This window comes from Bradyrhizobium sp. CFUWI (assembly GCF_056429085.1).
Genome location: NZ_JBWJZE010000015.1, coordinates 24,365 through 38,465, shown reverse-complemented (window position 1 = coordinate 38,465; position 14,101 = coordinate 24,365). Strand labels below are relative to the sequence as shown.

The window sequence follows — 14,101 nt, the reverse complement described above, 5'->3', positions numbered from 1 at the left end:
ACAGCGGTTCCGGGGTCCACAATCGCCGCTGCGTAGGGTGGATTAGCCGAAGGCGTAATCCACCACTGTGAGCCAACTTCAAGTTGTGCTATTGGAGGCAAATGTCCGACTACCGCCGCGCGTTCGTCCCCGGAGGCTGCTGGTTCTTCACTATGAACCTGCTGGATCGGCGGAAGGCCCTGCTGACCGATCAGATCGAAGTCTTACGAGAGGCGGTCGCAGCTACGCGCCGAAGCCATCCGTTCACCATCGATGCTGGTTCTGCCTGATCATCTGCACGCGATTTAGCAACTGCCGCCGGGCGATGCCGATTTTTCCATGCGTTGGCGCCTGATCAAGACGCGCTTTGCCAAGGCGCTCCCGGCCAATGAGCGACTGAGCGCCGTCCGTGCCGCGCGGAACGAGCGCGGCATCTGGCAGCGCCGATTCTGGGAGCATCTCATTCGCGACGAGAACGATTACGCTCGCCACTTCGAATACTGCTATTACAATCCCGTCAAGCACGGGCACGTCTCGAAGGTGTGCGACTGGCCGTACTCTTCGTTTCACCGCGATGTCCGCGCCGGATTGCTTCCGGAGGATTGGGGTGGGGACGCGAAGATTGAAGGTGAGTTCGGGGAGAGATCCTGATGACCGCGCCAGCTTGCAGAACGGGCGAGCGGAGCGCGGGCCAACTCTCTTGCGGCCATCGGGAGATGTGGTGGATTACGCCTTCGGCTAATCCACCCTACACACCGAACTCGCCTCACGTCCCGCAGAACGTCTGCAATACCCGCTGGTCCGGCAGCGGCGGATCGGCGTAGGCGGCGTAGTCCGGCTGGTCCTCGAACGGCCTCGCCAGCACCTTCACCAGTTCCTCGAACGGTGTGTAATCGTCGTCGTTCACGGCGGCCTGGATCACGGCTTCGACGCGGTGGTTGCGCGGGATGAACATGGGATTGACGGCGTGCATGGCGGCCTGCCGCTCGGCTGCGCTCTGCGGCTCCAGCGCGATGCGCGCGCGCCAGCGGCCGGCCCATTCGTCGAAAGCGGCGGGCTCCATGAACTGGGCGCGCACGTCGGCGCCATCATCGGCCGCGGCATCGCCGAGCTTGCGGAAGGTGAGGGTGAAGTCGGCCTGGTTCTTGGCCATGGCATCGAGCAGGTCCTGGATCAGGGCCTCGTCGTCGTCACGCATCGCGAACAGGCCGACCTTCCTGCGCAGGCCGGCCTGATAGGCGGCGCTGAACTGGTCCGAGAAGGCGCCGAGAATGTCCTGGGCCTCCGCGACCGCCTTTTCCTGCTCGTCCGAGAACAGCGGCAGCAGGCATTCGGCGAGGCGCGTCAGATTCCAAAGTGCGATGCGCGGCTGGTTGGCATAGGCGTAGCGGCCCATCTCGTCGATCGAGGAAAACACCTGCGCGGGATTGTAGGCGTCCATGAAGGCGCAGGGGCCGTAGTCGATGGTCTCGCCGGAGATCGAGCTGTTGTCGGTGTTCATCACGCCGTGGATGAAGCCGACCAGCAGCCAGCGCGCGATGAGCTCGGCCTGGCGCGCGACGACGGCGGCGAGCAGCGCGTGATACGGCCGCTCGGCGTCGCGCAGCTCCGGGTAATGCCTGATGATGACGTGATCGGCGAGCCGGCGAATGGCCTCGGTGTCGCGGCGGACGGCAAAGAACTGGAAGGTGCCGACGCGGATGTGGCTGGAGGCGACGCGCGTCAGCACCGCGCCGGGCAGCGCCGTCTCGCGAATGACGTGCTCGCCGGTGACGACGGCGGCGAGCGAGCGCGTGGTCGGAATGCCCAACGCGAACATCGCCTCGCTGACGATGTACTCGCGCAGAACCGGCCCGAGCGCCGCGCGGCCGTCGCCGCGCCGGGAGAACGGGGTGGGGCCGGAGCCCTTGAGCTGGATATCGCGGCGGACGCCCTCCCTGTCGATGACCTCGCCGAGCAGGATGGCGCGGCCGTCGCCGAGCTGAGGCACGAAATGCCCGAACTGGTGCCCGGCATAGGCCATGGCGATGGGATCGGCGCCTTCGGGAACCGTCTTGCCGGCCAGGATCGCCGCGCCTTCCGGCGTCTCCAGCAGGTCAGGATCGAGCCCGAGCTGGACCGCCAGCGGCCGGTTCAGCTTGATCAGCCGGGGGGCGGCGACCGGGGTCGGCGCGACGCGGGCAAAGAAGCTGTCCGGCAGCGCCGCATAGGAGTTCTGGAAGGGGAAATGCATCGTCATGGGCTCAAGATAGGGCTGGAACGCCTGTCGGCAAAGGCTTGGCCTCTGAAAAGGCTTGGCCTCTGATAAGCCAAAAATGGGCCCTCCGGGTCCAAAACAGGGCGTTCCCTTGGTTGCCGCCTTGGGCCTCGTCGGGTAAACCCTGCCGCAATCTCGGACCGGCCATGACAGGCGGTTCGATTCGCTATCCTTCAGACATTGATTTTGGGACGACCATGCATCGCTACCGGTCACACACATGCGGCGCGCTCCGCGAGAGCAACATCGGCGAGACGGTCCGCCTGTCGGGCTGGGTCCATCGCGTCCGCGACCATGGCGGCGTGCTGTTCATCGACCTGCGCGACCATTACGGCCTGACCCAGTGCGTGGTCGATCCGGACTCGCCGGCGTTCTCGCTGGCCGAGAAGCTGCGCTCGGAATTCGTGGTGCGGATGGACGGCAAGGCCCGCCGCCGCCCCGAGGGCACAGACAATGACGACCTGCCCACCGGCAAGGTCGAGGTCTATGTCAGCGAGATCGAGGTGCTGGGCCCGGCCGGCGACCTGCCGCTGCCGGTGTTCGGCGACCAGGAATATCCCGAAGACATCCGGCTGAAGTATCGCTTCCTCGACCTGCGCCGCGAGAAGCTGCACCAGAACATCATGACGCGCATCGAGATCATCAAGTCGATGCGCCGTCGCATGGAGGGGCAGGGCTTCTTCGAGTTCAACACCCCGATCCTGACCGCGTCCTCGCCGGAAGGCGCGCGCGACTTCCTCGTCCCGTCGCGCATTCATCCCGGCAAGTTCTACGCGTTGCCGCAGGCGCCGCAGCAATACAAGCAGCTGCTCATGATGAGCGGCTTCGACCGCTACTTCCAGATCGCGCCCTGCTTCCGCGATGAAGACCCGCGCGCCGACCGTCTGCCGGGCGAATTCTACCAGCTCGACGTCGAGATGAGCTTCGTCACTCAGGAGGACGTCTTCGCCGCGATGGAGCCCGTCATCACCGGCGTGTTCGAGGAGTTCGCGAAGGGCAAGCCGGTCACCAAGGGCTGGCGCCGGATTCCGTTCGCCGAAGCCTTGCGCAAATACGGCAGCGACAAGCCGGACCTGCGCAACCCCATCGAGATGCAGGATGTCTCCGAACACTTCCGCGGCAGCGGCTTCAAGGTGTTCGCGCGCATGCTCGAGGATCCCAAGAACCAGGTCTGGGCGATCCCGGCTCCTGGCGGCGGCAGCCGTGCGTTCTGCGACCGCATGAATTCGTGGGCGCAAGGCGAGGGCCAGCCCGGCCTCGGCTACATCATGTGGCGCGAGGGCGGCGAGGGTGCAGGTCCGCTCGCCAACAACATCGGTCCCGAGCGCACCGCCGCGATCCGCGCGCAGCTCGGTACCAAGGAAGGCGATGCCGCCTTCTTCGTCGCCGGCGATCCCGACAAGTTCTGGAAGTTCTCAGGGCTCGCCCGCAACAAGGTCGGCGAGGAGTTGAACCTCACCGACAAGGAGCGGTTCGAGCTCGCCTGGATCGTCGACTTCCCGATGTACGAGTACAACGAGGACGACAAGAAGGTCGACTTTTCGCACAACCCGTTCTCGATGCCGCAGGGCGGCCTCGAGGCGCTGAAGGGCCAGGATCCTCTGACCATCAAGGCGTTCCAGTACGACATCACCTGCAACGGCTACGAGATCGCCTCGGGCGGCATCCGCAACCACGTGCCGGAAGCGATGGTGAAGGCGTTCGAGATCGCAGGTTACGGCGAGCAGGAAGTGGTCGACCGCTTCGGCGGCATGTACCGCGCCTTCCAGTACGGCGCGCCGCCGCATGGCGGCATGGCGGCGGGCGTCGACCGCATCGTGATGCTGCTCTGCGGCACCACGAATCTGCGCGAGATCTCGCTGTTCCCGATGAACCAGCAGGCCATGGACCTCTTGATGGGCGCCCCGTCGGAAGCCACCACCAAGCAGCTGCGCGAGCTGCACGTGAGGGTGAACCTGCCGCAGAAGTGAAGCGTGGGGCGCTGCTCCTAAGGCGCGAGCCAGCCGCTCCAATTTCGTCATGCCCGGGCTTGTCCCGGGCATCCACGTCTTTTCAGCTGCGTGAAAGAACGTGGATGGCCGGGACAAGCCCGGCCATGACGGCGGTAAAGGCGTGCGCTCCTCACTCGCCTCCTACAGCCCCGTCGATGCCTCAATCCTGAACTGCGCCAGCGCGCTGTCCGGGGCGGTCTGGATCAGCTGCATCAATTGCATCAGCGGCACCTTGGCGCGGGGCGTGAGCTTGAGGGTCAGCGTCTGTCCTGACGTCTCGACGAAGCCGGCGAGCGCAGCCACCGCGCCCCTGGCATCGACGCTGGACCCCGCGATCTTCTCGCCCTGCGCCCGGATCATCTCGACGATGGCGCTGCGCGCGGTGTCGCGGCTGACATTCTGCATGCGCGCGAACTGCGCCACGATCAGATCGACCACGCCGCTGTCGCGCAGCGAGAGCTCGAACGCACCGGTCTCGACCTGCGCCGCCTGGCCCATCGCCTGCACCGGGTCGGTGGTGAACAGGCCGCGCGGCACGTTGGCGAGCGCGAGGCGGGCCTGTGCCCTGGCGAGGCTGCCGAGATCGATGGTGGCGGGCGCAAGCGCAAATGCGCCTGTCGATTCCGTCCATCCGGCGCCGAGATCGAGGTCGATCGCGAGCTTGTCGATGCCGGCCATGGTCAGCGGCTGCAGCGCCGGATTGGCCGGATCGGTCGGCGTGACCATCTTGACGACCAGATTGGCCCTGCTCGGGATCGAGCCGACCAGCTGGCCCCAGTTCAGGCTGATCGTGTCGACGGTGAATAGCTGCCGCGTATTCTTGTAGGGCGCGACCACGCCCTTGATCTCGGCGCCTTCGAGCACGCGGAACAGGCCGAGCATTTGATCCGGCGAGGGCGGCTGTCCGGACGTCTGGAGGCTCGCCGCCCAGCGCATCAGATTCGCCGCGCTGAAGGACTTCAGCGCGAAGCGCTCGATCTTGAGCTGCCCCTGCGGCAGCGGCATGTCGAGGCCTTCCAGCGCGACCTTGTCCTGATCGTATTTGACGGCGCTGAGCCGCCCCGTTCCTTGCGGCGTCTCGACCGTCTGCTTGCCGATTTCGACCTTGCCGATCTGGAAGCCTTCGAAGAAGTCAGCCACTCTCGCGATCATGTCGCGCGACTGCGCCGGCGTTGGGATCGCGCCGTCAGCCGGCACCAGCGCGATGATCTCGGCCGGCCGGAATTTCGAGGGCCGGATGGCAATGTCGTCGAAGGTGAAGCCGTCCACCTGCATGCGCATGCCGGGCGCCGCCGTCACGACATAGGAGTTGACCGAGATGCGCCGATAGATCCTGTGAAAATTATCGTCGTTCGATCCTTGCTGATCGAGCGCGGCCCTCACAGCGGTTGCGTCGAAATCGTAGATGGCCAGACCGGACATTTCGCCGGTCATCTTCGCGGGCTTGCCCGGCTGCGCCAGGTCGATCGTATAGGTAACGCGGTCCATCTTCGCCGTTTCGATCTTGCCCCGGTTGACGTTCTGGACCGATAGACCTGAATAGACATAATCACCGCTGCCGGCATTCCTGCCCGCATCGACGTTGACCGCGAGGGTCGGCACCGCGATCTCCGACGCCGAGATCGTCCCGTATTGCGCGAGGATGAAGCGGTACATATCGATGATCGAGCCGGCCACCGGCGTGCCGTCTGCGCGGGTCGGGCCGGAAAAATCTCGCGCGCTGATCTGCGGGATCTTGTAGTTCGCCTTCACGGTTATCCGCTCGGTGGATGTGAAGCCGAGCTCGACCCCCGATGCCTCGATGCTGTCGGCCGAGAAACGGGCCTCGTCCGGCTGGCGCACACCGACGGCCGTGATCTTGGCGACCTTGAAGGTGGCGAACTGCGGCTGGGCAGGCTCGACCGCAATGTCCTCGATCGTCAGCGTCCGGGTCGCGAGCGCGAACGTGATCTTGCCGTGGCTGGCTTTGCTGCCACCAGCGCGAAGCCGCTCGAAGGCCGTCTCGACCTCGCTGGTCGCCCGGTGCTGGACATAGAGATTGAAGCCGAGCCACCCGCCTGCGCCGAGCGCGGCTGCCACGATCAGGCCGATCAGGATTCGCTTCATTCCCAGCTCCAGTTGCTCGTTTCGCACCGCGCAACCTGCCATATTCGCGAAACGCCGCGCGGTCCAGGGAAAGCTATGGTTTTCAAACATTTGACTGCGCGCCCTGTTGATGGGCGCGCAATCGGATGTTGCCACCGGGGCGGCCGGCGTGCTTCATCCCGTTTCCATGATCCGGAAATTCGGCTCGCTTGGACAGCGGCTCCGGATCGCGCATTTTGAGGCCGGTAACGCAAGGCGAGACAACGCATGTCGTCCTATTCCGATGATCTCCACCAGGCGGCGCTCGCCTACCATCGTCTGCCGCGCCCCGGCAAGCTCGAGATCCAGGCGACCAAGCCGCTTGCCAACCAGCGCGACCTCGCGCTGGCCTATTCGCCGGGCGTCGCCGCGGCCTGCACCGAGATCGCCAAGAACCCGGCCGAGGCGGCCACGCTCACCACCCGCGCCAACCTGGTCGCGGTGGTCTCGAACGGTACCGCCGTGCTTGGCCTCGGCAATATCGGCCCGCTGGCCTCCAAGCCCGTCATGGAGGGCAAGGCGGTCCTGTTCAAGAAGTTCGCCGGCATCGACGTGTTCGACATCGAGATTGCCGCCGACACCATCGACCGCGTGGTCGAGACCGTGGCGGCGCTCGAGCCGACCTTCGGCGGCATCAATCTGGAGGACATCCGCGGACCCGAGTGCTTCGAGATCGAGACGCGCTTGAAGGAGCGCATGAAGATCCCGGTCTTCCACGACGACCAGCACGGCACCGCCATCATCGTCGCGGCTGCCATCACCAATGGCCTCAGGCTGAACGGCAAGAAGCTGTCCGACGTCAAGATCGTGGCGTCCGGGGCAGGGGCCGCGGCGCTCGCGACGCTCAATCTTCTGGTGTCGATGGGCGCGCAGCGCAAGAACATCTGGGTCTGCGACATCGACGGCCTCGTGCACGAGGGCCGCAATACCACGATGGACCGCTGGAAGGCGGTCTATGCGCAGAAGACCGACAAGCGCACGCTCGGCGACGTCATCGGCGGCGCCGACATCTTCATCGGTCTCTCGGCACCGGGCGTGCTGACGCCGGAGATGGCGAAAGCGATGGCGGACAAGCCGTTGATCATGGCGCTCGCCAATCCCACGCCGGAGATCATGCCGGAGGAGGCGCGGAAAGCGCGGCCCGACGCCATGATCTGCACCGGGCGCTCCGATTATCCGAACCAGGTCAACAACGTTCTCTGCTTTCCCTTCATCTTCCGCGGTGCGCTCGACGTCGGCGCCACCGCGATCAACGAGGAGATGAAGCACGCCGCGGTCGAAGCCATCGCGCAGCTCGCACGCGAGGCGCCCTCGGATGCGGTGGCGCTGGGGGTCGAGACCAACGAGGCGGGCGGTTTCGGTCCGGGCTCGCTCATCCCGAGCCCATTCGATCCGCGGCTGATCCTGCGCGTGGCGCCGGCGGTTGCGAAGGCGGCGATGGAGTCGGGCGTCGCGACGCGTCCCATTACCAATTTCGACGACTATGCCGCGCAGCTCATGCGCTTCGCCTTCCGCTCCGGCCTCGTCATGAAGCCGATGTTCGCCAAGGCCAAGACCCAGCCGGTGCGCGTGATCTACGCCGAAGGCGAGGACGAGCGCGTGCTCCGCGCCACGCAGGTGGTGCTGGAGGAGAACCTGGCGCGGCCGATCCTGGTCGGCCGTCCTTCGGTCGTGGAGGCGCGCATCAAGCGCTTCGGCCTCTCGATCCGCGCCGGCAAGGATTTCGACCTCGTCAATCCCGAGGACGATCCGCGCTACCGTTCCTACGTGCAGTCCTATGTCGAGGTCGCCGGCCGCCGCGGCGTGACGCCGGATGCGGCCCGCACCGTGGTGCGCACCAACAACACGGTGATCGCCGCGCTCGCGGTCACGCGCGGCGAGGCGGACGCCATGCTGTGCGGCGTCGAGGGCCGCTACATGAGCCATCTGCGCCACGTCCGCGAGATCGTCGGCTTCTGTCCCGGCATCAGCGACTACGCGGCGCTGGCGCTGCTGATCACGACCAAGGGCGCCTTCTTCATCGCCGACACGCAGGTGCGCCCCAATCCGAGCGCGGAGGAGCTGGCCGAGATCGCATCGCTCGCCGCGGTGCATGTCCAACGCTTCAACATCAAGCCGAAGATCGCCTTCGTCTCGCATTCGGATTTCGGCAGCTACGACACCGATTCCTCGCGCAAGATGCGGCTGGCGACCCAGCTGTTAAAGGACAAGCATCCCGAGATCGAGGCCGACGGCGAGATGCAGGGCGATACCGCGCTCTCCGCTGCCGCGCGAAAGATGGTGCTGCCGCATTCCAAGCTGGAGGGCGAAGCCAACATCCTGATCATGCCGACGCTGGACACCGCCAACGTCGCCTATCAGATGATCAAGTCGCTGGCGGACGCGCTGCCCGTCGGCCCGATCCTGGTCGGCCCGGCGCGCCCCGCACACATCCTCACCCCGTCGGTGACGGCGCGCGGCATCCTGAACATGACGGCGGTCGCCGTGGTCGAAGCCCAGGAGCGGGCGGCCCGGCAGCCGACGTTGTTCACGTAGGGGCGGGCTTCCGCGAACTCGTCACGCGCGGGCCGCGGGGAGCTAGCGATGACTGAGCATCTCCAGAGCGTGAGCCGGATGCCGTCGACAGAGATCAGCGATGCGCCGCGCTTCCTGTTGGGATCTGTCTCCATCAAAGGTCGCGTAACGGGGAATATTTCGAGTTGGAAACGCTGAAGCCCTGCCGTATCGCCGCCAGCCCACGTAGTATTAGTAACGCCGTTTTCGAAAACTAGCGCACCAAGAAAAGGGGCCCCTTTCGATGGGCTCACGAGGCGCCCGAAGGGCCGCCGACATGGTGACCCCCCGACTTCACCGCCCGGCCACCGACGTGGACCTGATCGACCTCGACAACCTCGCCGCCCGGGCTCGGCGGCGTTCGGCCGGCCCAGCGCGCCCTTGCGCGGGCCGAACGGCAGCCAAGCGGGTCGCCGGGATGGCCGCTGGTACCCGGCTGGACGGGATACGCGAAGACGCCGCACTCACACCGGCGGAGTTGAACTCCGCTGCCAATTAGTGTAACTGATATTCAGTTACAAAGCGGATGGAGCATGTCGCAAACGGACAAGCTGAAGCACTCATTTGGGTGTTGCCGGGGAACGTTCCGATATTCCGATTTTAAGCGAGTGATCGTAACCATGGGGTTCGATCAACTCAGAGCTGGAAAAACCGGAGGGAGCAGGCGGAAGTTCATGCATCGAACCACGAAGGCGATGATATGGCTTGATGAGCCGCACGACGGGGAGATGCGGCCATCGATGGTTCGCCGCCTGCAAAAACAACTGGAAGACATGGGTCTGCTATGAGCACAGTCCGCTATCGCGACTATCAAGGGGCGGTTGAGTTCGAGGATGGCAAGCTTGTCATCCGCGTCCTTCACATCGATGATCTAATCACGACGGAGGTCGAAAGCGCTGCCGATGTGGAGGACGCGTTCGGGGAACTCGTTGACGACTATCTCGCGACCTGCGCTGAAGTCGGCAAGGAACCTGCGCGCCCGTTCAAAGGGCTTTTCAATGTCCGCGTCCCACCCGAGCTGCATCGGCAGGCTGCATTCGCGGCAGCGCGCGAGGAATTGACCCTTAATTCCTATGTAACTGCTGCATTGGAAGAAAAACTGAGCCCGGCAGTGCCGGTCGCCCCGCCAGATGCCGAGCGCCTGGTCTCTCCCTTTGAGGGGTTTCTACGCCTTGCACTCGTGACATGCCCGGTCCGGCTGCATCCTGTGACCGAGGATGAGCGTCATCTAGAACCCGATGGTGATGTCACCATCGAGATCGGAGGTTTCGTGAAGTCGAACGAGATTGAACGCGAATATTGCGCTGCCTCGTACTATCTCGTTCCGCAAGGTGTAGTCGGTCACGATGCGTACGCGGTGATCCGCGAAGTAATGGCAGCGACCAAGCTCATCGCGATAGCCTCTCTCGGCGAACACACTCTCGCGCTTGAACCTCGCCGGGTCGGCATGGTTGCGACCTTACTTCGCAACGCAGATCAGGTCCGTGATCCAAGTGAGCTGTTCCAGTCAATTGCAGATGTGAAGATCACGGAGGACATGCTCGATCTTGCGACGCATATCGTGATGGCTAAAACAGCAACGTTCGATCCCGCCAAACTGAAGGCCGCACCGAAAAAGCGCAGGAAGGTTGTAGAGAAGCAATCCAGGTCGTCATTGCCGCGCGGCGACAATGTCATCGACTTGATGGAGGCTTTGCGTCGAAGCAATCGGCGCCAGTCGACACCGGATCAGGAGACCGGAGCGCCGCGACGCAAGGCGTAAGCATTTCTCCACGATCATCGCGGGCTTTGGCCGATGATTGAATCCAATGTGACCATCGAGAGCTATTGGCCGCGCTCTCGCCATCCGATGCACCAGTGCAGTAATGCTGCCCTCCACGTCATCGCCCCAGCGCTGGTGGCGTGGCCCGTTTTTTTGCGTGTGACTGGTGATGCGGTGGAGGTCGATTATTCCGTAACAGCGTCGCATGTCATGGAAATTGACCGGCTGCAACAGCACTGAAGATCACCCGGCTGACTGATGACGAGCGCCGCGCCAAGACCCGCGAGCAGGTGCGACGGCACTGGGCAAAGCAGAAACCGTGACGCGTCGCAGAGGTCCGAAGTCTGTGGATAAATGCGGAGACTTGCGTCAAGTGCTTGTTCGGCGCGCTACTCTGGGCAGCATGGGAGTAATGGACAACTTTAAGCGTGCGGCTGGTATTGGCAGCATCGCTCATTTCCTTTGGACGCTGCTGCCCGCAGCGTGGCAACTGGCGGCCATTGGCGTTCTTGCCACTATCACGGAGCATTACGGCTACACACAGCTGGGTCTTGCCAAAAGTTTGTATTACTCCTCTGGCGTTGTTGCCTTCGGGATGCTGAGCTTCTTTTGCTACTTGCGCATCCAACAAATGATCGGGATTTTCAAGCGGATATCCGTGCCGATCATGGGCGCGCGTAGCGTGGTGCTCGACAAAAGCGAGACCGAAATTCAAAACATCATTCTCGCGATAGATATCAGAAACGATAGTCAACAGCCCGTCTTCTACCGTCTGGAACGATGCAGTGCGACGCTGGCTGGTCGCGCGCTCGCTAGCCATCTTATCGATGACCAAAACACATTCATCATGGCGGCCTTCGGCGGTTTGGCATCTATCAATCTGGGGTCGATCTTAGGAGTTCCGCTCCGAGAAGGACCCCCATCGGGCATCGTCGAACTTGAACTCGATTATGGTGGCGTCGACGGGGAGCTCTCGTATCACCTGCACTACAAAGCAGCGATACATGTGATGATTGTCACTCCTATCGGCACGAAGCAGAAGCAGGTGCAGATAATTGCCGAGGTGGCGAAACTGGAGCACAGCAAGGCGCGCCGGCGATAAGGCGGCCTGAGACCGCATCATTCACCGCTTCGGAAACTTCGGTCGCACCTCCGCGCCGCGCCCGACGACCTCTGTCGCCAAGCAACGCCGCTCTATCGTTCGGGCATCGCGGTCAAGAGGGTTTTCGAGTCGATGTTGAGACGTCGGGGCTTACGACCGTCGTCAGCGCAGGTCATGACGAAGCTGCCTGTGCGCTCTTTCGGGTTACCCGTGTGCCTTTTGGAATGGTTCGGTATTGGGCGATGTTCGGCTGAACGGCAAATGGTTTAAGGCATCCCTCGATATCGCGCGTAAGGGCGAGACGCGTGAGCCGGAGGGTGTCCATTCATCATCGACAATGGCAGGTGACGAGACAAAGCTTACGAGAACAAGGTAGGTGGTGCCCTTGCCACAACAAGAGACCGGTCTCGAAAAGCCGAAATCGCCTCTCGTCTTTCCGCAAAACGTTCTACAGTTTCGCAGAGTAAGAACGCTAAATCATAATCATGAAATGTCTAAAGGGAAAGATGTGGATCGACCCGCTAGGGGGTGCCAATCGTCTCCGCCGCCAACCTTGAATTCCTCGCAGTTCTCCATTTCCCCGTTTGTAAACCGGCGCACGACTCTCCATAATCCTGCCAAGCATTCCCGCGCTTTGAGCTTGCCAAGAGGCCGATCATGCCAGCGTTCGTGACTTTCGGGCGAATTCTGTTCGCCGTGCTGTTCATCTACACGGGCGCGACCAAGCTCTTTGCCGTCCAGGCGACGGCCGACTTCATCGCCACCAAGGTCGTGGTGCCCGACATCGTCGCGCCCTACGCCAAGGAGATCGAGACCGTCGCCGCCATGACCACGCCGCAGCTGCTGGCGATCGCGATCGGCGGGCTCGAGATCATCGCAGGCCTGATGATCGCGCTGAATTTCGGCGCCCGGTTCTTCGCGATGCTGATGATCATCTACGTCGCGGTTGCGACCGTACTGTTCAACGACTTCTGGAACCAGGCGGCGCCCGACAATGCGAAGGTGGTGGTCGACGCGCTGAAGAACCTGTCGATCATCGGCGCATTGTTCATGCTGATGGGCTACGGCCGCACGACGCGTCCGGCCGAGGCGGCCTACGGGGACGTGTAGGGATCAATCTGCACGCGGGGGCGCGATCTCGCGCATCCACCGCGAGATCGTTGCGTTGCTCGTTCCGTCCATGTCCCGCTGCACACCGAGCAAGGCGGCCTCGCGCGCGGCGCGCGGCGTGATGCCATAGGCTGCCTTGAAGGAGCGTGTGAAATGCGCATCGGTGCCGAGCTGCCAGCGCCGCGCGACTTCGCTGATCCTCAAGGTTCTCGCATCTGAACTGGCGAGGTCGAAGAAGGCGCGGTGAAGCCGCCGGCTGCGGATGTAGTCGGCGATGCCGCCGACCGGCGCGAACAGCCGGTACAGGGAAGCCCGGGACAGGCCGAAATGGGCCGCGATCGAGCCGGCCGACAGCTCGTTGCTGGCAAGACCAGCCTCGATGTATCGGCGAATCCGCATCAGGGACGGACCCGCCGTGACGGCTTGGTCGGCGTCGGGATCGCCACGCTCGAGCTCGTTGCGCAGGCACGCCGCCAGCAGCGAGACCGTGCCCTCGACCACCGATTGGCATTCGTCGAGGCTCATGCGCGGGGCGAATTCGAACAGGGCGGTGAGATGCCCGGCAAGCAGCCTCGCGATCACGCTGCTGCCCGGCAAGACGAGACCATGCAAATCGTCGACCCGCAGGAGATGGGTGCCGAACATCGGGCGCGGAACCACCAGCGTGACATTCTCGAAGGCCGTCGCCTTGGTCTCCAGGGTCTGGGCCAGGTCGAACAGGCAGATGTCGCCGGCGCGCACACGGATCGGACGATCGCCTGCGATGCCGTCATAGCCACCCCTGACGTAAAGCTGGAGGATGATGTGGTCGACGCCGCTGCGCGCGATCGTCTCGGCGGTCCGGCGGAAGCGCTGGCCGCTGGCCCGGCTCAATCCGATCAGCACCGGCCCCATGGCGTAGGAGCTGATGTCGGCGCGGAACGGGCCCGGCTCGTCGGCGGCGAGCTCGTCGACGTCGAACAGCGTGGCGACAGCCTCCCGCCACGCCGCGACGTTGGCATTGGCCTCCATCTGATCGGCGCGGAAGCCGAATGCCGGAAGCAGGGATGAAATCGGCGCTGCATCAGCAGCCAGCCCGGAGGCGTCAGTCGATCCTGTCGTCGTCGCGTCGTCGCTCATGGTGGTCGGGGTCGCGTTCTGATCGGCAGTGAAGAAGCGGGGAAGGGCGGCGCCGGGCCAAGCAGGCCCGGCTGGAGGTTGATATCCGGCGAAGGCAAAGGGTT

Annotated in this window: 9 protein-coding genes and 1 pseudogene; 7 read left to right on the top strand and 3 right to left on the bottom strand. The window is 63.8% G+C overall.

Going from position 1 to position 14,101, the window contains the following annotated elements; all coding sequences use genetic code 11:
- The first annotated feature begins 101 nt into the window (after positions 1-101).
- Positions 102-630 (top strand): annotated as a pseudogene (locus tag AC066S_RS27855) (REP-associated tyrosine transposase).
- A gap of 115 nt (positions 631-745) precedes the next feature.
- On the opposite strand, the gene AC066S_RS27850 reads toward AC066S_RS27855, so the two are convergent.
- Positions 746-2,218 carry a protein adenylyltransferase SelO gene (locus AC066S_RS27850; RefSeq protein ID WP_478271118.1) on the bottom strand — a complete coding sequence of 491 codons (1,473 nt, stop codon included), beginning with the start codon at positions 2,216-2,218 and terminating at the stop codon, positions 746-748.
- Positions 2,219-2,433: 215 nt separating this feature from the next.
- Here AC066S_RS27850 and aspS point away from each other — a divergent pair, with 215 nt between their 5' ends.
- Positions 2,434-4,206 carry an aspartate--tRNA ligase gene (aspS, locus tag AC066S_RS27845; protein ID WP_135165346.1) on the top strand — a complete coding sequence of 591 codons (1,773 nt, stop codon included), beginning with the start codon at positions 2,434-2,436 and terminating at the stop codon, positions 4,204-4,206.
- 162 nt (positions 4,207-4,368) lie between these two features.
- Here the strand turns inward: aspS and AC066S_RS27840 are convergent, their stop codons facing one another.
- Positions 4,369-6,333 (bottom strand): hypothetical protein, encoded by a 1,965-nt coding sequence (locus AC066S_RS27840; protein WP_478271117.1) that lies wholly within the window; start codon positions 6,331-6,333, stop codon positions 4,369-4,371.
- Positions 6,334-6,579: 246 nt separating this feature from the next.
- Between AC066S_RS27840 and AC066S_RS27835 the strand changes: the two genes are divergently transcribed.
- The 5 genes from AC066S_RS27835 (at position 6,580) to AC066S_RS27815 (ending at position 12,878) form a co-directional block, all read left to right on the top strand.
- Positions 6,580-8,886 carry an NADP-dependent malic enzyme gene (locus AC066S_RS27835; protein WP_126258415.1) on the top strand — a complete coding sequence of 769 codons (2,307 nt, stop codon included), beginning with the start codon at positions 6,580-6,582 and terminating at the stop codon, positions 8,884-8,886.
- 802 nt (positions 8,887-9,688) lie between these two features.
- Complete coding sequence (locus tag AC066S_RS27830; RefSeq protein ID WP_478271116.1) at positions 9,689-10,666, top strand: toxin-antitoxin system HicB family antitoxin; 978 nt, start codon at positions 9,689-9,691, stop codon at positions 10,664-10,666.
- A gap of 33 nt (positions 10,667-10,699) precedes the next feature.
- Positions 10,700-10,906: a hypothetical protein gene (locus AC066S_RS27825; RefSeq protein WP_478271115.1), complete on the top strand. Its 207-nt coding sequence runs from the start codon at positions 10,700-10,702 to the stop codon at positions 10,904-10,906.
- A gap of 172 nt (positions 10,907-11,078) precedes the next feature.
- Positions 11,079-11,768: a hypothetical protein gene (locus AC066S_RS27820; RefSeq protein ID WP_478271114.1), complete on the top strand. Its 690-nt coding sequence runs from the start codon at positions 11,079-11,081 to the stop codon at positions 11,766-11,768.
- Between the two features lie 657 nt (positions 11,769-12,425).
- On the top strand, positions 12,426-12,878 hold the full coding sequence (locus tag AC066S_RS27815; RefSeq protein WP_478271113.1) for a DoxX family protein: 453 nt from the start codon (positions 12,426-12,428) through the stop codon (positions 12,876-12,878).
- 3 nt (positions 12,879-12,881) lie between these two features.
- Here AC066S_RS27815 and AC066S_RS27810 read toward each other — a convergent pair whose 3' ends face one another.
- Complete coding sequence (locus AC066S_RS27810; RefSeq protein ID WP_478271112.1) at positions 12,882-13,997, bottom strand: helix-turn-helix domain-containing protein; 1,116 nt, start codon at positions 13,995-13,997, stop codon at positions 12,882-12,884.
- Positions 13,998-14,101: the final 104 nt, after the last annotated feature.